Origin of the sequence: Streptomyces sparsogenes (assembly GCF_001704635.1) — a bacterium.
Classification (GTDB): Bacteria; Actinomycetota; Actinomycetes; order Streptomycetales; family Streptomycetaceae; genus Streptomyces; species Streptomyces sparsogenes.
Genome location: NZ_MAXF01000038.1, coordinates 26,985 through 46,957, shown reverse-complemented (window position 1 = coordinate 46,957; position 19,973 = coordinate 26,985). Strand labels below are relative to the sequence as shown.

Below are 19,973 nucleotides of genomic sequence, written 5' to 3'. Positions count from 1 at the left end.
TCGCTGTCACTCGTACGGGTGGCCCGTCACCCGGGTGGCCCACGGTCTCGCCGGGGTTGTCCACAGGCTTGTCCACAGGGGTGGCGGGTCCGGGTGGGTGACGCGATGGTGGTGGGCATGCGGATGTGGTGGCGGGAGATCGCCGGGCTGGTGCTGCCGGCCGGCTGCGCGGGGTGCGGCCGGGCGGGCGGCGCGCTGTGCGGGCGGTGCGGGGCGGCGCTGTGCGGGGCCGGGGCGCGGCGGGTGCGGCCCAGCCCGTCCCCGCCGGGGCTGCCGCCCGTGCACGCGGCGGTGGCCTATGAGGACGAGGCCAGGGCCGTGCTGCTCGCGCACAAGGAGCGGGGTGAGCTGCGGCTGGCGGCGGCGCTGGGCGAGGCGCTGGCCGGGGCGGTGGCCGGGTCCGTGGCCGGCGCCGAGGCCGGGGCCGGGGCCGGGGTGGCGGGCGCGGTGAGCGGCCCGCTGCTGCTGGTGCCGGTGCCCTCGGCGCGGCGGGCGGTGGCGGCCCGCGGCCATGATCCGGCCCGGCGCATCGCGCGGGCGGCGGCGGGGGTGCTGCGGCGCGGCGGCCGGCCCGCTCGGGTGCTGCCGGTCCTTCGGCAGCAGCGCTCGGTGACCGACCAGGCCGGGCTGGACGCGCGGCGGCGGCTGGAGAATCTCGCCGGGGCGCTGGGCGTGGCGCCGGGCTGCGGGCGGCTGCTGGCGGAGGGGCCCGTGGTGCTGGTGGACGATCTGATGACCACCGGGGCGTCGCTCGCGGAGGCCGCGCGGGCGGTCGGGGCCGCGGGCGGCGCGGTCGTCGGGGCCGCCGTCGTGGCGGCCGCGGCCCGCTCCTTCCTCGCGGCCGGAGGGCCCGCACCGAGCGCGCCAGAGAGCGAGACCGGAGGCGAGACCGAAAGCGGAATCGTATGTGGAACTCCGTACGAACGCGGATCGTTGCTGATGATAAGCGGACGTAAACACCTGATCGGAGGTACGTGCCGGTAGGGGGTGCCGACTTCCGGTCGGGCGAGCTATGTTCGGTTGTGAGGAACGGCGAGCGCTATGGCTCGCATTATCCGCTTGGCGTGCTTCGTGTGCCTTTTTGCTCATGCTGAACAAGAAGGAATGGCGATCCGGGCCACCGGGGAGGAGGAGGTGAAAGCCGCCAAGCCGGAGGCTCCGGAACACCCCGGAGCCCAGTGCACAACGGATGAGCTCCGACTTTTGACGGAGCGACCCGGGAACGGAGTTCTGCGTGGACATCGTCGTCAAGGGCCGTAAAACAGAGGTGCCCGAGCGGTTCCGGAAGCACGTGGCCGAGAAGCTGAAGCTGGACAAGATCCAGAAGCTCGACGGCAAGGTGATCAGCCTCGACGTCGAGGTGTCCAAGGAGCACAACCCCCGGCAGGCCGACCGTTCCGACCGAGTGGAGATCACCCTCCGCTCCCGCGGTCCGGTGATCCGGGCGGAGGCCGCGGCTGCGGACCCGTACGCAGCGCTTGACCTGGCCGCCGGCAAGCTGGAGGCGCGCATGCGCAAACAGCACGACAAGCGCCACACGCGCCGGGGCAACGGCCGCATCCCCGCCAGCGACGTGGCCGTCACCGTGCCGAACGCGGCCCGGATCAACGGCCATGGGGAGATCGCACCCCAGCGCACGTCGGAAGCCGTCCCCACCACGAGGATGGGGCCGCTGGAGGTCCAGGGCGAAGGTCCCCTGGTGGTCCGGGAGAAGACCCACGCCGCCGCCCCCATGACGCTCGATCAGGCGCTCTACGAGATGGAGCTGGTCGGGCACGACTTCTATCTGTTCGTCGACTCCGACACCGGTCAGCCCAGCGTCGTCTACCGGCGCCACGGCTATGACTACGGAGTCATCCATCTCAAGCCCGAGGCGTTCGTCGGAGAAGAGCCCGGCGGCGCCGGTGGCGCCCTGGGAGGCTGATCAGGACGGGCGGGACCGTGCGGCCCAGCGCGCCGCGCGGTCCCGCTGTGGCGCGCGCGGTCGCACCTGGTGTGATGCCGATGAGCGCCCATGCGCCCCCGGGGCACCACCGTGCGACCACGGCGGGACCACACCGTCCTCCAGGCATGAAATCATGGCTCAGCGGCCAACCCTCGTATCGAGAAGACCGGTTGACGCCGCCGTATAGGACCATGCACAGCCAAGTGCGGACAGCAGGGGCCATGGCCTTCAGGGGGAGGAACGATGGCGGACAGCTTCGGGCCCGCGACCGACGGCGATGACCAAGGCGTCGGAGCGGACAGGGGCGAGTCGCGCGGTGAGCCGCGCAAGGAGCCGATTCGGGTCCTCGTGGTGGACGATCACGCGCTCTTCCGGCGCGGGCTGGAGATCGTCCTGGCCCAGGAGGAGGACATCCAGGTCGTCGGCGAGGCGGGGGACGGCGCCGAGGCCGTGGACAAGGCGGCGGATCTGCTGCCGGACATCGTGCTGATGGACGTGCGGATGCCCAAGCGCGGTGGGATCGAGGCGTGCACCTCCATCAAGGAGGTGGCGCCCAGCGCGAAGATCATCATGCTGACGATCAGCGACGAGGAGGCGGATCTCTACGACGCGATCAAGGCGGGTGCCACCGGCTATCTGCTCAAGGAGATCTCCACCGACGAGGTGTCCACCGCGATCCGGGCGGTCGCCGACGGCCAGTCCCAGATCAGCCCGTCGATGGCGTCCAAGCTCCTCACCGAGTTCAAGTCGATGATCCAGCGCACCGACGAGCGGCGGCTGGTGCCCGCGCCCCGGCTCACCGACCGGGAGCTGGAGGTGCTCAAGCTCGTCGCCACGGGCATGAACAACCGCGACATCGCCAAAGAGCTGTTCATCAGCGAGAACACGGTGAAGAACCACGTCCGCAACATCCTGGAGAAGCTACAGCTGCACTCCCGGATGGAGGCCGTGGTCTACGCGATGCGGGAGAAGATCCTCGAGATCAGGTGAGCGGCGCTTCCGCGTCCACAGCCTGATGTGTGGTGAGTATCGGACAGCGACACGCCGACACCACGGCGTGTCGCTGTCCGATACTCACCACAAAGCCACGGGCAGGGGCATCGCCCCTAGGCGACCTGGGCCGCGAGCGCGGCGGCGAGCTCCGGGGGGTCGACGCGCTCGGTCCGCACGGACTCGCAGCCCACCCACTCGGCCGCCTCCAGCAGCGCCCGGGCCATGGGCGCCACGGCCTTGGGCCCCTCCAGGGACACCTGCCGGGCGACCAGCGTCTTCCCCTCCCGGGCCGGGTCCACGCGGCCCAGCAGCCGCCCGGCCGACAGCAGCGGCATGGCGAAGTAGCCGTGGATCCGCTTGGGCTTGGGCACATACGCCTCCAGCCGGTGGGTGAAGCCGAAGATCCGCTCCGTGCGGGCGCGGTCCCATATGAGGGAGTCGAAGGGCGACAGCAGGGTCGTGCGATGGCGGCCGCGCACCGGGGTGGCCAGCGCCTCCGGGTCCGCCCAGGCCGGCTTGTCCCAGCCGGCCACCGTCACCGGCACCAGGCCCGAGTCCGCGATCACCGCCTCCACCTGCTCGGCCTTCAGCCGGTGGTAGTCGGCGATGTCGGCGCGGGTGCCGACCCCCAGGGCCCGGCCGGCGAGCCCGACCAGCCGCCGCAGGCACTCCGCGTCGTCCAGGTCGTCGTGCAGCAGGGCGGCCGGCACGGCGCGCTCGGCCAGGTCGTAGACCCGCTTCCAGCCGCGCCGCTCGACGCACACCACCTCGCCGTACATCAGCGCCCGCTCCACGGCGACCTTGGCGGCCGACCAGTCCCACCACGGGCCGCCGTTCTTGGCGCCGCCCAGCTCCGTCGCGGTCAGCGGGCCGTCCTCCCGCAGCCGCTTCACGACCGTCTCGTACGCCCCGTCCGGCAGCTCGTGGTACCAGTGCGGGCGGCCGCGGTAGGCGCGGCGGCGGAAGGCGAAGTACGGCCACTCCTCGATCGGCAGCACACAGGCGGCGTGCGACCAGTACTCGAAGGCCCGGGTCCCGGTCCAGTACGCCGACTCGACCGCCGGCCGGCCGACCGCGCCCAGCCGCGCGTACGGAATCAGCTCGTGGGAGCGGGCCAGCACCGAGATCGTGTCGAGCTGCACCGCGCCCAGATGGCGCAGCACCCCCCGCACGCCGGCGCGCCGGTCCGGCGCGCCGAGCAGGCCCTGGGCGCGCAGCGCGATCCGGCGCGCCTCGTCGGCGGACAGGGTGACCTCGGGCTTGGGGGCGGGCGCGGATCCGGACGCTGCGATCGTCATGCCGGACACCGTAGAGGGTGGCACCGACAACTCCCGCCGACCCCCGCGCCGCCGAGACCCGGCCCTGCGCCCGCCGCCCCCGCGCCGCCGCCCCCGCGTTGCCGACCCCTTGCGCCGCCGCGCCCGCCGCCCCGAAAACAACACCCCCGTCCCCCCGCTCAGGCGGGGTCCGTGACCGCCGGGCGCTCGGGCGCGGGCAGGTATGGAGTGGTCGACGGGAGGCCCAGGTCCGAGGGCAGGATCGCGCCCCGCCAGGCGTCCCGACGGGTCCCGTGGTGCACGATCCGCGCCCGGTCGATCCCCTCCATCCGGAACCCCGCCGCCAGGGCTACCGCCCGCGACCCCTCGTTGCCGACCTGCGCGCACCATTCCAGCCGCTCCACGCCCAGTGCGGTGAAGGCCCACTCGACCACCGCCCGCGCCGCCTCGCCGGTGAACCCGCGCCGCCGGTGCTCCGGGGCCGTCCAGTAGCCCAGCTCCGCCTGGTGCTCCTCGGTGCGCAGCCGGGCCAGCTGCACCAGGGCCATGGAGCCGACGAGGGCGCCGCCGTCCCGGGTGACCACGGCGAAGCGGTAGCTGATGTCGTCCCGCCACTCCTCCGGGCAGACCCGCCCCACGAATTCCTCGGCGTGGGCGCGCTCGTACGGGGAGGGCACGGGGGTCCAGCGGCGGATGTCCGGGTCCTGACAGGCGGCGTGGACCGCGTCGGCGTCGCGGGGCTCGAAGGGGCGCAGCAGCAGACGCCCGGTGGTGAGGGTGACAGGTTCCATGGCCCGAGTCTGGGGCGCCGCCGGGAGGGCCGCGAGCGGTTTCGCCGGTTCAGGGGCACCTGGCGGCCGCCTCATACGTTGACACGGAGAGGTGACACCGGCTCCTCGTAGTGACGGACCTCCCGGCGTGGTGGGGTCCTGTCTTACGATGGCCGTTGCGGCGGGGCCGGTGCCCCTTGATAATGCCGCGCCAGCGCACCCGACCGTGCCAGGCCCGACCGGCGAGGAGTCAGCCTACGTGTCCGTCTTCAACAAGCTCATGCGTGCAGGCGAAGGAAAGATCCTGCGCAAGCTGCACCGCATCGCGGACCAGGTCAATTCCATCGAAGAGGACTTCGTCAACCTCTCCGACGCCGAGCTCCGTGCCCTCACCGAGGAGTACAAGGAGCGGTACGCCGACGGAGAGAGTCTGGACGACCTCATGCCCGAGGCGTTCGCGACGGTCCGCGAGGCGGCCAAGCGCGTGCTCGGCCAGCGCCACTACGACGTCCAGCTGATGGGCGGCGCGGCGCTGCACCTGGGATACGTGGCCGAGATGCGCACCGGTGAGGGCAAGACCCTCGTCGGCACGCTCCCCGCGTATCTGAACGCGCTGTCCGGCAAGGGTGTCCACCTGATCACGGTCAACGACTACCTGGCCGAGCGCGACTCGGAGTGGATGGGCCGGGTCCACAAGTTCCTCGGTCTGTCGGTCGGCTGCATCCTGGCGAACATGACGCCCGCGCAGCGCCGTGAGCAGTACGCGTGCGACATCACGTACGGCACCAACAACGAGTTCGGCTTCGACTACCTGCGCGACAACATGGCGTGGTCGCAGGACGAGCTGGTGCAGCGCGGCCACAACTTCGCCATCGTCGACGAGGTCGACTCCATCCTCGTCGACGAGGCCCGCACGCCGCTGATCATCTCCGGCCCGGCCGACCAGGCCACCAAGTGGTACGGCGACTTCGCGAAGCTGGTCACCCGCCTGACCAGGGGCGAGGCGGCCAATCCGCAGAAGGGCGTGGAGGAGACCGGGGACTACGAGGTCGACGAGAAGAAGCGGACCGTCGCCATCCATGAGTCGGGTGTCACGAAGGTCGAGGACTGGCTGGGGATCGACAATCTGTACGAGTCGGTCAACACGCCGCTGGTCGGCTACCTGAACAACGCGATCAAGGCCAAGGAGCTCTTCAAGAAGGACAAGGACTACGTCGTCATGGACGGCGAAGTCATGATCGTCGACGAGCACACCGGCCGTATCCTCGCCGGCCGCCGCTACAACGAGGGCATGCACCAGGCGATCGAGGCGAAGGAAGGGGTGGAGATCAAGGACGAGAACCAGACCCTCGCCACCATCACCCTTCAGAACTTCTTCCGCCTCTACGACAAGCTCTCCGGCATGACCGGTACGGCGATGACCGAGGCCGCCGAGTTCCACCAGATCTACAAGCTCGGCGTGGTCCCCATCCCCACCCACCGCGCGGTGGCCCGCATCGACCAGTCCGACCTGATCTACCGCACCGAGGTCGCGAAGTTCGAGGCGGTCGTCGAGGACATCGTCGAGAAGCACGAGAAGGGCCAGCCGGTCCTGGTCGGCACCACCTCCGTGGAGAAGTCCGAGTACCTCTCCCAGCAGCTCGCCAAGCGCGGCGTGCCCCATGAGGTGCTCAACGCCAAGCAGCACGACCGTGAGGCGACGATCGTCGCCCAGGCCGGCCGCAAGGGCGCCGTCACCGTCGCCACGAACATGGCCGGCCGCGGCACCGACATCAAGCTCGGCGGCAACCCCGACGACCTCGCCGAGGCGGAGCTGCGCCAGCGCGGCCTCGACCCGGTCGAGCACGCCGAGGAGTGGGCGGCCGCGCTGCCCGCCGCGCTGGAGAAGGCCGAGGCCGCGGTCAAGGCCGAGTTCGAGGAGGTCAAGGAGCTCGGCGGGCTGTATGTGCTGGGCACCGAGCGCCACGAGTCGCGCCGCATCGACAACCAGCTCCGCGGCCGCTCCGGCCGCCAGGGCGACCCCGGCGAGTCCCGCTTCTACCTCTCGCTCGGCGACGACCTGATGCGGCTCTTCAAGGCGCAGATGGTCGAGCGCGTCATGGCCATGGCCAACGTGCCCGACGACGTCCCGATCGAGAACAAGATGGTCACCCGCGCGATCGCCTCCGCGCAGTCGCAGGTCGAGCAGCAGAACTTCGAGACCCGTAAGAACGTCCTGAAGTACGACGAGGTGCTCAACCGGCAGCGCGAGGTCATCTACGGCGAGCGCCGCCGGGTCCTGGAGGGCGAGGACCTGCACGAGCAGGTGCGCCACTTCATGGACGACACCATCGAGGCCTACGTCCGGGAGGAGACCTCCGAGGGCTTCGCCGAGGAGTGGGACCTCGACCGGCTGTGGGGCGCCTTCAAGCAGCTCTACCCGGTGAAGGTCACCATCGAGGAGCTGGAGGAGGCCGTCGGCGAGCGCGCCGGACTGACCGCCGACTTCATCCTCGATGCCATCAAGGACGACATCCACGAGCAGTACGACGCGCGTGAGGAGCAGCTGGGCTCCGAGATCATGCGTGAGCTGGAGCGGCGCGTGGTGCTGTCCGTCCTGGACCGCAAGTGGCGCGAGCACCTCTACGAGATGGACTACCTCCAGGAGGGCATCGGCCTGCGCGCCATGGCCCAGAAGGACCCGCTGGTCGAGTACCAGCGCGAGGGCTTCGACATGTTCCAGGCGATGATGGACGGCATCAAGGAGGAGTCCGTCGGCTACCTGTTCAACCTGGAGGTCCAGGTCGAGCAGCAGGTCGAGGAGGTCCCGGTCGAGGAGGGCGAGAAGGAGGCCGTGGCCGCCGCCGACGGCGGGCAGGACGCGGTCCCCGCGGCCGTCTCCGCCAACGGCCGCCCCGAGATCCACGCCAAGGGCCTGGAGGCCCCGCAGCGCCCCGACCGGCTGCACTTCTCCGCCCCCACGGTGGACGGCGAGGGTGGCATCGTCGAAGGCGACTTCACCAACGGCGACACGCCCCCCGCCCCCCGCTCCGAGTCGGATGGCATGACCCGCGCCGAGCGCCGCAAGGCGAACAAGGGCGGCCGCCGCCGCAAGAAGTAACCCAGCCGGTCCCGGCCCGGCTCGCCCGGGCTGGGACCGACCGCGTACGGGCCGGGCCCCGCGTCGCAAGGCGCGGGGCCCGGCCCGTCGCCGTTGTGCGCCCCCGGCCCGGCCCGTACGCGTGGTGCGGCCCGCGGCCCGGCCCGTCGCCGTGTGCGGCCCTGTGGCGGCCGGCAGGCCGCCCCAGGGCCTCTTCGAGGGCCCATGAGGGGCGGCCGGGGGCCCGGGAGCCCGCCAGGGGAGCCCCCGGCGGAGTGCGGGTGTCAGGGGCGTCTCGGTGGGGCCCATGGGCGCGGCGAGGGTCCCGGAGCCTGCGTGGGGTGCCCTGAGGGTGGCGGACCGGGGCGGGCGGCAGGGCCGCGAGCGTGGGCCGCAGCGGGCTTGCGGGGGCTGTCCCCGCTCGGCGCCGCGCGGCCGGGGCCCGAGCCCCCCATGCGGCCCAGTACGGAGCCGCCGCCGGGCCGCGCGAGGCGACCACGCGGGGGGTGAGCACCGCCACCCGGTGCGGCTCGGCGGCGGGGGTGCGGGGGCCGTCTGGTCCTCGGGGCACCAGAGCGGCTCGTAGCCCAGTTCCGGGCCGTTCGGCGGTACGGGTGGCCGGTCGGTGGGCGCGGGCTCCGGGTGGCCCACCGCTTCGGTGGTGGTCCGGTCGGCGGCACGCGCCGCACGGCGGCGGGCACGAGCGGCCGCGGCACGCGTCCCGGTGCCCCCGCGCCACGCCGGGGCGCGGGGGCGACCACCCCGGCCCGGGCGGCGCGTTCGTGCGGCCGCCGCGGCCCATCGGGCCGGCGGTCGCCGCGCCAGGCCGCCGCCTCCGTAGGGCCGCCTCCGGGCCGCCGCCGCGCCCGGGCCTGCCGGCCTTATGACCGGGGTGGCCGGGGGCCTACATGGTCGGGCCGATGTCGAAGGCGGCGCAGCGCCAGCGGGCGTCGGGGCCCAGTTCCAGGCGGAAGGCGAGGGCCCGCAGGGGGTCGCCGTAGGCGATGCGGGCGAAGGCCTCGATGGCTCCCTGGCGTGGCTGGTATTCGTCGCAGCGCCGTACGACGGGGGCAGCGGCGCGGCTTCCAGTGGGGCGCAGGGGTGCCAGGGGCGCGAGTTCGATCAGCCGGTCGTACGCGGCCGGGAGGGTGTGGCCGAGCAGGGTGTGGACGGGGCGCCGGCCGCTCAGGGTGAGCAGCAGCTGGTTGGCGAACCAGTAGCGCGGCAGTCGCTCGCGCTCCCTGCGCCGGGCGGCGGCGGCCGCCGTGCGGGACACCGATCCGGGACCCGCCGGGCGCCGGGAGTCACGGCGCCGCGGCGGCCCGCTCCGGGCCGGGGCGCCCGCCCCCGCGCCCCGGCGTGGCGCGGGGGCGGGGGCGCCGGGGCGTGTGCCCCGGCCGCTCGCGCCCGCCGCCGTGCGGCGCGTCGCGTCGCCTTCCGTGGCGGCTCCGGTCGGGGCCGTCGTCGGGATGGTCCTGTCCATGCGCCTCGCCGCTCTCCCGGGCCCGGTGAAGATACCGGGCAGTAGCTTGGGTCGGCAGTCTTCTATCGACGCCTTTCCGCCACCGGCAAGGACCCCGCCCCGCCCGCGGCCCGCCCGTCGGGGTTCACCTATCCGGGTGAGCCGGGGGACGGTCGGGGTCCGGGGGTGCCGCCACGGTCCGCGCGGCGGGACTCGGCGCTTCTGCCCGGCAGGTCGGCGCTGGAGGGGCGCTGGACGGGCGCTGGGCGGGCCAAGGCCGGCGGTCAGCCCGATGACCCCGATCGCCCCCGATGGGGGACCGCATGGGGCCGGCCCGTCCCGCGCTCGCGTCGCGCTCGGGTCGCGCACGGGGCGGCCCGGGGAGGGGGTGGCGAACGTATGCTGGCTGGCAACTGCAGGAACTTGAGGAAAGCGGCAGCCATGCGCGTCTACGTCCCCCTGACCCTCCCCGGTCTCGCCGAGGCGCACAAGGCGGGGGAACTGGGCCCGGCCCCGTTGACCGCCTACGGCGTCACTCCCGCGTTGCGCGAGTGGTACGTCTCCGACGACATCGAGGAGCTGGAGTACGCCGCGCTGAGCCGCGCCGCGCAGGCCTCCTTGCGGCAGCTCGCGGTCGACCGGCAGGCGCCCCGGCGGCGGGTCGTGGTGGCGGTGGACGTGCCGGACGGGGACGCGGTGGCGGACCCGGACCGCGGCCTCGACCACTCCTCGCTCGGGGAGGTGCGGATCGCGTTCCCCGTGCCGCTGGCCAAGGCCGCCGCGGTCCACGTCGACTCCGACGAGGCCGAGCGGGACGTCGAGGCCGCGGCCGAGGCGCTGGGCGCGGCGGACCTCGGGGACGACGACGCGCAGTTCACGGTGGACGGCGCGGAGGACCACGAGCTGCTCTGGTACGACGCCCAGGAGATCCCCTACCTCGTCGAGTGAGCAGCCTCGTCGAGTGGGCCTTCTCGTCGAGTGAGCCCCGTCGCCTGGCCCATCGGCCCATCGCCTGGCCCCCTCGGGTGATCCCGGCGAACCTCATCAGGTCGGACCCGTTCGGTACGGTCGTCGAATGGGGAAGAAAGTGACGCACATCGTCTGGGACTGGAACGGCACCCTTTTTCACGACAACGACGTCGTGATCTCGGCGACGAACGCCTCGTTCGCCGAGATCGGCCTGCCCCCTATCACCCTGGAGCGCTACCGAGAGCTGTACTGCGTCCCGGTCCCGCGCTTCTACGAGCGCCTGATGGGGCGGCTGCCGACGGACGCCGAGTGGCGGGCGATGGACGATGCGTTCCACCGGCACTACTGGGTCATGGCCGAGAGCGCCGGTCTGGCGCTGGGGGCCGAGCGGCTGCTCGCCGACTGGCAGGCCGCCGGGCTCACCCAGTCGCTGTGCTCCCTGGCCGAGCACCGGCGGCTGATCCCCCTGGTGCGCACCCACGGCATCGAGTCGCGCTTCGTCCGCGTGGACGGGCGTACGGGGCAGAGCGACACGGGCAAGGCGGAGCAGATGGTGCGGCATGTGGCCGCGCTGGAGGGCGTGCCGCCGGATCGCATCGTGGTGATCGGGGACGCGCTGGACGACGCCGTCGCGGCGCGCCACGCGGGCGCCCGCGCGGTGCTCTACACGGGGGGCTCGCACAGCCGGGCCAGCCTGCTGGCGGCGGGGGTGCCGGTCGTGGACACCCTGGAGGAGGCCGTCGCCGAGGCCGGGCAGCTGGTCGACTGACCCGGCCGCCCCGGCCGCCCCGGTCGGCCGGGGCGACGGCCCGTACGCCCGCTCAGGCGACAGGCGCTCAGCCCAGCCGCACTCAGCCCAGCCGCGCTCAGCCCCGGCCCGCTCAGCCCTGCGGCGCCTTCGACCGCAGCACCGCCAGGAACTCCCGCAGCCACGCCGGATGGTCCGGCCAGGCCCGCGAGGACACCAGCGCGCCGTCGACCACCACCTCCGCGTCCTGGAAGGTCGCCCCCGCCGCCTGCATGTCCAGCTCAAGGGCGGGGTAGGCGGTCACCCGGCGGCCCGTGAGCGCGCCGACCGCCGCCGTCAGCAGGGGGCCGTGGCAGATCTGGGCCACCGGCTTGTCGGCGTCGAAGAAGGACTTGAGGATCTTGCGTAGCTCGGGATCGTTGCGCAAGTATTCGGGGGCGCGTCCGCCGGGGATCACCAGTCCGGCGTACTGACCCGGCTCGACCTCGGAGAAGGCGAGGTCGGCGGGCCAGGTGTAGCCGGGCTTCTCGGTGTAGGTGTCGAAGCCCTCCTCGAAGTCGTGCACCACGAACCGCAGCGTCTTGCGGGCCGGGGCCGCCACATGCACCTCGTAGCCCTCCTCGCGCAGCCGCTGGAGCGGATAGAGCACCTCCAGGGACTCCGCCGCGTCGCCGGTCACGAGCAGGATCTTCGCCGCCATGCCGCCCACCTCCACACCAGGACCCCCTGTACCACCTGCGTCGCTGTCCATTACGTCAAACTTCGGGCCCCGGTTTTGTACACGAACGGCTCATGACGGCCCCCTGGGGTGGAGCGATAGCCTTACTGCGTGATCAGCGCGATAGGCCGTGGGGGCGACGAGGCCCCCGCACCGATCCCGGACTTCCCCCGGGCTCGGGCCGCCGCTGACCGGTGCCGCCTGGGGCCTTGGTCACTTTCGGCCGAGTTCTCCCCGGCCATCCCCCGCACGGGCATATCGTCGTCCCAGACCGGATATCCCGCGTCGCGACGTCATGCCACCGCTATCGATGTCACGCAACGGCGCGCGACAGGAGCCAGAGGACATGCAGACCAAGCTGGACGAAGCCAAGGCCGAGCTGCTCACACGGGCCGCCCGGGTCGCTGAGAACAGTCCTGCCGGGGGACAGCAACCGGTACAGGGACCAGGCCCCGAGACTCTGACCGCCTACCTTCAGCACTACTACCAGCACACGCCGCCGGAAGATCTCGCGGGCCGCGACCCGGTGGACGTCTTCGGCGCGGCCCTCTCCCACTACCGCCTGGCCGAGTCGCGCCCGCAGGGCACCGCGAACGTCCGGGTGCACACCCCGACCGTCGAGGAGCACGGCTGGACCTGCAGCCACTCCGTGGTCGAGGTGGTCACCGACGACATGCCGTTCCTGGTCGACTCGGTCACCAACGAGCTGACCCGCCAGGGCCGCGGCATCCACGTGGTCATCCACCCGCAGGTGCTGGTCCGCCGCGACATCACCGGCAAGCTGATCGAGGTGCTGGACGTCTCCCCGGAGGGCCGGCCCGAGAAGCTGCCGCACGACGCCGTCGTCGAGTCCTGGATCCACGTCGAGATCGACCGCGAGACCGACCGCGGCGACCTCAAGCAGATCACCGCCGATCTGCTGCGCGTGCTCTCCGACGTCCGGGAGGCCGTCGAGGACTGGGAGAAGATGCGTGAGACGGCGCTGCGCATGGCCGAGGGCCTGGCCGAGGAGCCCACGGCGAGCGAGGTGCGCCCCCAGGAGATCGAGGAGGCCCGCGAGCTGCTGCGCTGGCTGGCCGACGACCACTTCACGTTCATCGGCTACCGCGAGTACGAGCTGACGCAGGCGCCCGCCGAGTCCGGCGGCGAGGAGGACGTGCTGAGCGCCGTGCCCGGCACCGGCCTGGGCATCCTGCGCTCCGACCCGCACCACCGGGACACGTCCGAGAGCGCCCACGCGAGCCTGCCGGCGGCGGCCGCCGAGACCGGCGACGGCCGCCCCGTCTCGCCGTCGTTCAACCGGCTGCCGGCCGACGCCCGCGCCAAGGCGCGCGAGCACAAGCTGCTGGTCCTCACCAAGGCCAACAGCCGCGCCACCGTCCACCGCCCCTCGTACCTGGACTACATCGGCGTCAAGAAGTTCGACGCCAAGGGCAATGTGATCGGCGAGCGGCGCTTCCTCGGGCTGTTCTCCTCCGCCGCGTACACCGAGTCCGTGCGCCGGGTGCCGGTGATCCGCCGCAAGGTGGAGGAGGTCCTGGAGGGCGCCGGGTTCCTGCCCAACAGCCACGACGGCCGGGACCTGCTGCAGATCCTGGAGACCTACCCGCGCGACGAGCTGTTCCAGACCCCGGTCGACCAGCTGCGGTCCATCGTGACCAGCGTGCTCTACCTCCAGGAGCGCCGCCGGCTGCGGCTGTTCCTGCGCCAGGACGAGTACGGGCGCTACTACTCCGCCCTGGTCTACCTGCCGCGCGACCGCTTCACCACCGAGGTCCGGCTGCGGCTGACCGACATCCTGCTGGAGGAGCTGAACGGCCGGGTGCCGGTCGACTTCACCGCGCTGCACACCGAGTCGGTGCTCTCCCGGCTGCACTTCGTGGTCCGCGTCCAGCCCGGCTCCGAGCTGCCGGACCTGACCGACGCCGACGTCGAGCGCATCGAGTCCCGGCTGGTGGACGCCGCCCGCTCCTGGGCCGACGGCTTCGCCGAGGCGCTGACCTCCGAGGTCGGCGAGGAGCGCGCCGCCGAGCTGCTGCGCCGCTACCAGCACGCCTTCCCCGAGGGCTACAAGGCCGACCACTCCCCGCGCGGCGCGGTCGCCGACCTGCAGCACCTGGAGCGGCTGAAGGACAGCGAGCAGTCCTTCGCGGTCAGCCTGTACGAGCCGGTGGGGGCGGCCCCCGCCGAGCGCCGCTTCAAGATCTACCGCGTCGGTGAGCAGGTCTCGCTGTCCGCGGTGCTGCCGGTGCTCACCCGGCTCGGCGTCGAGGTCGTCGACGAGCGCCCGTACGAGCTGCGCTGCTCGGACCGCACCAACGCCTGGATCTACGACTTCGGGCTCAGGCTGCCCCGCCACGACGGCGACGGCCTCGCCGACGACGCCCGCGAGCGCTTCCAGAACGCGTTCGCCGCGGTGTGGACCGGCCAGGCGGAGAACGACAACTTCAACGAGCTGGTGCTGGGCGCCGGGCTCACCTGGCGGCAGGCCATGGTGCTGCGCGCGTACGCCAAGTACCTGCGCCAGGCCGGGTCCACCTTCAGCCAGGCGTACATGGAGGACACCCTCCGTACGAACGTCCACACCACCCGGCTGCTGGTGAGCCTGTTCGAGGCCCGGATGTCGCCGGAGCGGCAGCGGGCCGGCACCGAGCTGACCGACGCCCTGCTGGAGGAGCTGGACGCGGCGCTGGACCAGGTGGCCTCGCTGGACGAGGACCGCATCCTGCGCTCCTTCCTCACCCTCATCAAGGCCACCCTGCGCACCAACCACTTCCAGAAGGACGAGGACGGCAGGCCGCACGAGTACCTGTCGATGAAGCTGGACCCGCAGGCCATCCCCGATCTGCCCGCGCCGCGCCCGGCGTACGAGATCTGGGTCTACTCCCCGCGGGTGGAGGGCGTGCACCTGCGCTTCGGCAAGGTCGCGCGCGGCGGTCTGCGCTGGTCCGACCGGCGTGAGGACTTCCGCACCGAGATCCTGGGCCTGGTCAAGGCGCAGATGGTGAAGAACACCGTCATCGTGCCGGTCGGCGCCAAGGGCGGCTTCGTCGGCAAGCGGCTGCCCGACCCGGCCGTCGACCGGGACGCCTGGCTGGCCGAGGGCATCGCCTGCTACAAGACCTTCATCTCGGGTCTGCTCGACATCACCGACAACATGGTCGGCGGCCAGGTCGAGCCGCCCAAGAACGTGGTCCGCCACGACGGCGACGACACCTACCTGGTGGTCGCCGCCGACAAGGGCACCGCGACCTTCTCCGACATCGCCAACGAGGTCGCCCAGTCCTACGGGTTCTGGCTCGGCGACGCCTTCGCCTCCGGCGGCTCCGCCGGCTACGACCACAAGGGCATGGGCATCACGGCCCGCGGCGCGTGGGAGTCCGTCAAGCGGCACTTCCGCGAGCTGGGCCACGACACCCAGACCGAGGACTTCACCGTGGTCGGCGTCGGCGACATGTCCGGCGACGTGTTCGGCAACGGCATGCTGCTCAGCGAGCACATCCGGCTGGTCGCGGCCTTCGACCACCGGCACATCTTCCTCGACCCCAACCCGGACAGCGCGGTCTCCTACGCCGAGCGCCGCCGCCTGTTCGAGCTGCCGCGCTCCTCGTGGGCCGACTACGACACCAGCCTGCTCTCCCAGGGCGGCGGGATCCACCCGCGCTCGGCCAAGGCGATCCCGATCACCCCGCAGGTGCGGGCCGCCCTCGGCATCGAGTCCAAGGTCGCCAAGATGACCCCGGCCGACCTGATGAGGGCCATCCTCAAGGCCCCGGTCGACCTGCTGTGGAACGGCGGCATCGGCACGTACGTCAAGTCGTCCACCGAGTCGCACGCCGACGTGGGCGACAAGGCGAACGATGCCATCCGGGTGGACGGCCAGGAGCTGCGGGTCAAGGTCGTCGGCGAGGGCGGCAACCTGGGCCTGACCCAGCTGGGCCGGATCGAGTTCGCCCTCAACGGCGGGCGGATCAACACCGACGCGATCGACAACAGCGCCGGTGTGGACACCTCCGACCACGAGGTGAACATCAAGATCCTGCTCAACGAGCTGGTCCGGGAAGGCGACATGACGGTCAAGCAGCGCAACAAGCTGCTGGCCGAGATGACCGACGAGGTCGGCGCGCTGGTGCTGCGCAACAACTACGCCCAGAACGTCGCCCTCGCCAACTCCGCCGCCCAGGCCACCAGCCTGCTCCACGCCCACCAGCGGGTGATGCGCCGCCTGGTGCGCGAGGGACGGCTCGACCGCGGGCTGGAGTTCCTGCCCAGCGACCGCCAGATCCGGGAGCGGCTGGCCGCCGGGCGCGGGCTGACCCAGCCCGAGCTGGCCGTGCTGCTCGCCTACGTCAAGATCACGGTGGCCGAGGAGCTGATCACCACCGGCCTGCCGGACGACCCGTACCTTCAGCGGCTGTTGCACGCGTACTTCCCGCAGGCCCTGCGGCAGAAGTTCCCCGAGCACATCGACAGCCACGCGCTGCGCCGGGAGATCATCACCACGGTGCTGGTCAACGACACGGTCAACTCCGCCGGTACGACCTTCCTGCACCGCATGCGGGAGGAGAGCGGCGCCTCCGTCGAAGAGGTGGTGCGCGCCCAGGCCGCGGCCCGCGCGATCTTCGAGCTGGGCGAGGTGTGGGACGAGGTCGAGTCCCTGGACAACGTGGTCGCCGCCGATGTCCAGACCCGGATGCGGCTGCACTCCCGGCGCCTGGTCGAGCGCGGTACCCGCTGGCTGCTCGGCAACCGCCCGCAGCCGCTGGAGCTCGCCGAGACCATCGGGTTCTTCAGCGAGCGGGTCGCGGCGGTCCGCGCCCAGCTGCCCAAGCTGCTGCGCGGCGCGGACGCGGAGTGGTACCAGAAGATCCACGACGAGCTGACGGCGGCGGGGGTGCCGGAGGACCTGGCCATCCGGGTGGCGGGCTTCTCCTCGGCCTTCCCGACGCTGGACATCGTCGCCATCGCCGACCGGGTGGGCAAGGACCCGCTGGCCGTCGCCGAGGTGTACTACGACCTCGCCGACCGGCTGGGGATCACTCAGCTGATGGACCGGATCATCGAACTGCCGCGCGCCGACCGGTGGCAGTCCATGGCCCGCGCCTCCATCCGCGAGGAGCTGTACGCGGCGCATGCCGCCCTCACCTCCGACGTGCTGTCGGTGGGCGACGGCGGGGCCACGCCGGAGCAGCGCTTCAAGTCCTGGGAGGAGAAGAACGCGGCGATCCTGCAGCGGGCGCGCACCACGTTGGAGGAGATCCAGGGGTCGGAGACCTTCGACCTGGCGAACCTCTCCGTGGCCATGCGCACCATGCGCACGCTGCTGCGCACCCAGCGCTGAGCGGTGCCGGCCGGTGCCGAGTAGGGCCGGCCGGTACTGAGAAGCGCTGACCGGTACTGAGAAGCGTTGACCCATTTGCCGCGCCGCCCGGGGCCTGCCCCGGGCGGCGCGGCGCGCTTCCGCCGGGGTCAACGATCTTTTCACCCCTTCCCTCGCCTTATCGGGACGACTCGGACACATCACCCTATAGTGGGCAGACGATGAGCGCTCCAGTCCGGAGGTGTCCCATGCCCCGATTCAGCATCGTCATCGCCGCCTACCGAGTTCAGGGCTATCTGAGGAGCTGCCTGGACTCCGTGCTGACGCAGTCGTACGGCGACATCGAGGTCGTGGCGGTCGACGACTGCTCCCCGGACCACTGCGGCGCGATCATCGACGAGTACGCGGTGCGGGACGGCCGGGTGGTGCCCGTCCACCAGCCGGTCAACTCCGGCCCGGGCCGGGCCCGTAACGCCGGGGCCGACCGGGCCACCGGCGACTACCTGCTCTTCCTGGACGGCGACGACACCCTCGCCCCCGGCACCCTGGAGGGCCTCGCCGACCGGCTGGCGCTCACCGAGGACCCCGACATCCTCTACTTCAACCACGTCCGCACCTACTGGTGGGACCGCGCCGAACCCAGTCTGTTCGGCGGGCTGCTCTCCTCGGCCGGGACCGATGTCTTCTCGGTCCTGGAGCGCCCGGAATTCCTGCGGATATTCGCGATGTCGTCCAATCGCGTCTACAACCGCGCCTTCTACACCCGCCACGGGTTCGCGTTCACCGAGGGAATCTACGAGGACGCCCTGCTCTCGTACAAGACGATGCTCACGGCCGAACGAATAGCCTGCGTGGACCTGGTCGGCCTGGAATACCGTCAGCGCCGCGTCGGCGCCAGCACCGCGAGCCCCGGCGAGAAGCACTTCGTCATCTTCAAGCAGTACGCCCGCCTCTTCGCATTCCTCGAGGGCAGACCGCACCTGGAACCGCTGCGGCCGCTGCTCTTCGAGCGCGCCGTCTCCCACTTCCTGTTCTGCCTGGGCCGCCGCTCCCGGGTGGCGGCGGAGGATCGCCCGCGCTTCTTCGAGCGGGCCGCCCGCTGGTACCAGGAGCACGTACCCGACGGATTCACCCCGCCCGCCGACGCGCAGTGGCGCTTCGAGGCGCTGGCGCGCGGCAGTTACGTCCGCTACCGGGAGCACGAGCTGACGCTGCGGGCGGCGGCCGGGGCCCGCAAGCTCAAGCGGATGACCCGGCGGCCCCTGGCCGCACGGGCCAAGCGCAGCCTCTACCGGGTCCACCGGCGCCGGCCGGTCGACGCCGACCTGGCCGTGTACTCCGCGTACTGGGGGCGGGGAGTGCTGTGCAACCCGGCGGCCATCTACTACAAGGCCCGGGAGCTGGCGCCGCATGTGCACGGCGTGTGGGTGGTGAGGAAGGCCGCGGTCGACTCGCTCCCGGAAGGCGTCGACTACGTCATCTCCGGAACCCGGGACTTCTATTGGGCGATGGCCCGCGCGAAGTACCTCATCAACAACGTCAATTTCCCCAACGACGTCGTCAAGCGGCCGGGCACCGTGCATCTGCAGACCTTCCACGGAACGCCGCTCAAGTGCATGGGCCTGGACCAGCAGCGCTATCCCGCCGCGGCGGCGGGAATGAGCTTCCGCAACCTCCTCAAGCGGGTCGACCGCTGGGACTACGCCCTCTCCTCCAACCGGCATTCGAGCGAGGTGTGGGAGCGGGTCTACCCCGCCTCGTACCGCCTGCTGGAGTACGGATATCCGCGCAACGACGTCTTCTTCTCGGCCTCCGCCGACGACATCCGGCGCATCCGCAAGGAGCTGGAGATCCCGGACGGCTGCCTCACGGTCCTCTACGCGCCCACGATCCGCGACTACCAGAAGGGCTTCACGCCCCGCCTGGACCTCGAACGCCTCAGCCGCGCCCTGGGCCCGGAGGCGGTGCTGCTGGTGCGGGCCCACTACTCGTACCAGCCGCAGGCCGGGCTGCGGCAGCTCCAGGAGGCGGGGCTGGCCCTCGACGTGTCGCGCCACCCGTCGGCGGAGGAGCTGTGCCTGGCCGCCGACGTGCTGGTCACGGACTACTCGTCGATCATGTTCGACTATGCCAACCTCGACCGGCCCATCGTCGTCTACGCCGACGACTGGGACGTCTACCAGGCCACCCGGGGCGTCTACTTCGACCTGCTCTCCGGGCGGCCGGGCGACACCCCCGGGCCCGTAGCCCGCACCGAGGACGAGCTGATCGCCGTCTTCCGCGAGGGCCGCTGGCGCGACGCCGACGCGACCGCGCTGCGCGCCGCCTTCCGGGCCCGCTTCTGCCAGTTCGACGACGGGCGCGCGGCCGAGCGGGTGGTACGGACCCTCATGCTGGGCGAGGACACCGTGGAGCCCCCTCAGCCGCCCGCCGCGGCCGCCGAGTCCGCTGCCCCTGCTGCCCCCGCTGCGTCCGCCGAGCCCGCTGCGGCTGCTGAGTCCGCTGCGGCCGAGGCACCGTCCGCGTCGCAGCGCCATGACTTCCCCGTCAAGCGGGGCCTGATCAACGGCGTTCCGCCGCACGCGGCCCGGCCCACGCCCCTGTCGCCCGACCACGACTGACCGCCCCCACCTCGGACCGGCGAACCCGCCCGTCGGAGCCGCCGAGACCGCCGAGACCGCCAAGACCCCCG

General features: G+C 72.1%; 12 protein-coding genes. 8 read left to right on the top strand and 4 right to left on the bottom strand.

Annotation, left to right across the window (positions count from 1 at the left end):
- The first annotated feature begins 117 nt into the window (after positions 1–117).
- The 3 genes from BBH68_RS08225 to BBH68_RS08215 all read left to right on the top strand — a co-directional run bounded on the left by BBH68_RS08225 (position 118) and on the right by BBH68_RS08215 (position 2,935).
- Positions 118–984 carry a ComF family protein gene (locus tag BBH68_RS08225; RefSeq protein WP_065960573.1) on the top strand — a complete coding sequence of 289 codons (867 nt, stop codon included), beginning with the start codon at positions 118–120 and terminating at the stop codon, positions 982–984.
- 250 nt (positions 985–1,234) lie between these two features.
- Positions 1,235–1,924, top strand: coding sequence for a ribosome hibernation-promoting factor, HPF/YfiA family (hpf, locus tag BBH68_RS08220; RefSeq protein ID WP_065960232.1), 690 nt, complete (start codon positions 1,235–1,237; stop codon positions 1,922–1,924).
- Positions 1,925–2,188: 264 nt separating this feature from the next.
- Entirely contained in the window at positions 2,189–2,935 is a 747-nt protein-coding gene (locus tag BBH68_RS08215; protein ID WP_065960230.1) for a response regulator, read from the top strand.
- Positions 2,936–3,051: 116 nt separating this feature from the next.
- Here BBH68_RS08215 and BBH68_RS08210 read toward each other — a convergent pair whose 3' ends face one another.
- Positions 3,052–4,236: a winged helix-turn-helix domain-containing protein gene (locus tag BBH68_RS08210; protein WP_065960227.1), complete on the bottom strand. Its 1,185-nt coding sequence runs from the start codon at positions 4,234–4,236 to the stop codon at positions 3,052–3,054.
- 158 nt (positions 4,237–4,394) lie between these two features.
- Complete coding sequence (locus tag BBH68_RS08205) at positions 4,395–5,006, bottom strand: GNAT family N-acetyltransferase (RefSeq protein ID WP_065960225.1); 612 nt, start codon at positions 5,004–5,006, stop codon at positions 4,395–4,397.
- Between the two features lie 238 nt (positions 5,007–5,244).
- Here BBH68_RS08205 and secA point away from each other — a divergent pair, with 238 nt between their 5' ends.
- Positions 5,245–8,085, top strand: a complete 2,841-nt coding sequence (gene secA, locus BBH68_RS08200; protein ID WP_065960224.1) for a preprotein translocase subunit SecA — start codon at positions 5,245–5,247, stop codon at positions 8,083–8,085.
- 883 nt (positions 8,086–8,968) lie between these two features.
- Here the strand turns inward: secA and BBH68_RS42970 are convergent.
- A complete protein-coding gene (locus BBH68_RS42970; RefSeq protein WP_245737956.1) occupies positions 8,969–9,547 on the bottom strand; it encodes an Rv3235 family protein in 579 nt (192 codons plus the stop codon).
- 420 nt (positions 9,548–9,967) lie between these two features.
- Here BBH68_RS42970 and BBH68_RS08190 point away from each other — a divergent pair, with 420 nt between their 5' ends.
- A complete protein-coding gene (locus BBH68_RS08190; RefSeq protein ID WP_065960222.1) occupies positions 9,968–10,474 on the top strand; it encodes a DUF6912 family protein in 507 nt (168 codons plus the stop codon).
- A gap of 127 nt (positions 10,475–10,601) precedes the next feature.
- Positions 10,602–11,264 carry an HAD family hydrolase gene (locus BBH68_RS08185; RefSeq protein ID WP_065960220.1) on the top strand — a complete coding sequence of 221 codons (663 nt, stop codon included), beginning with the start codon at positions 10,602–10,604 and terminating at the stop codon, positions 11,262–11,264.
- Between the two features lie 112 nt (positions 11,265–11,376).
- On the opposite strand, the gene BBH68_RS08180 is transcribed toward BBH68_RS08185, so the two are convergent.
- Positions 11,377–11,943, bottom strand: coding sequence for a DJ-1/PfpI family protein (locus BBH68_RS08180; RefSeq protein ID WP_065960569.1), 567 nt, complete (start codon positions 11,941–11,943; stop codon positions 11,377–11,379).
- A 364-nt stretch (positions 11,944–12,307) separates the two neighbouring features.
- On the opposite strand from BBH68_RS08180, the gene BBH68_RS08175 reads away from it, so the two are divergent.
- Both BBH68_RS08175 and BBH68_RS08170 read left to right on the top strand, forming a co-directional pair.
- Positions 12,308–17,302 (top strand): NAD-glutamate dehydrogenase, encoded by a 4,995-nt coding sequence (locus tag BBH68_RS08175; RefSeq protein WP_065960218.1) that lies wholly within the window; start codon positions 12,308–12,310, stop codon positions 17,300–17,302.
- A gap of 227 nt (positions 17,303–17,529) precedes the next feature.
- On the top strand, positions 17,530–19,902 hold the full coding sequence (locus tag BBH68_RS08170) for a bifunctional glycosyltransferase/CDP-glycerol:glycerophosphate glycerophosphotransferase (RefSeq protein ID WP_065960217.1): 2,373 nt from the start codon (positions 17,530–17,532) through the stop codon (positions 19,900–19,902).
- Positions 19,903–19,973: the final 71 nt, after the last annotated feature.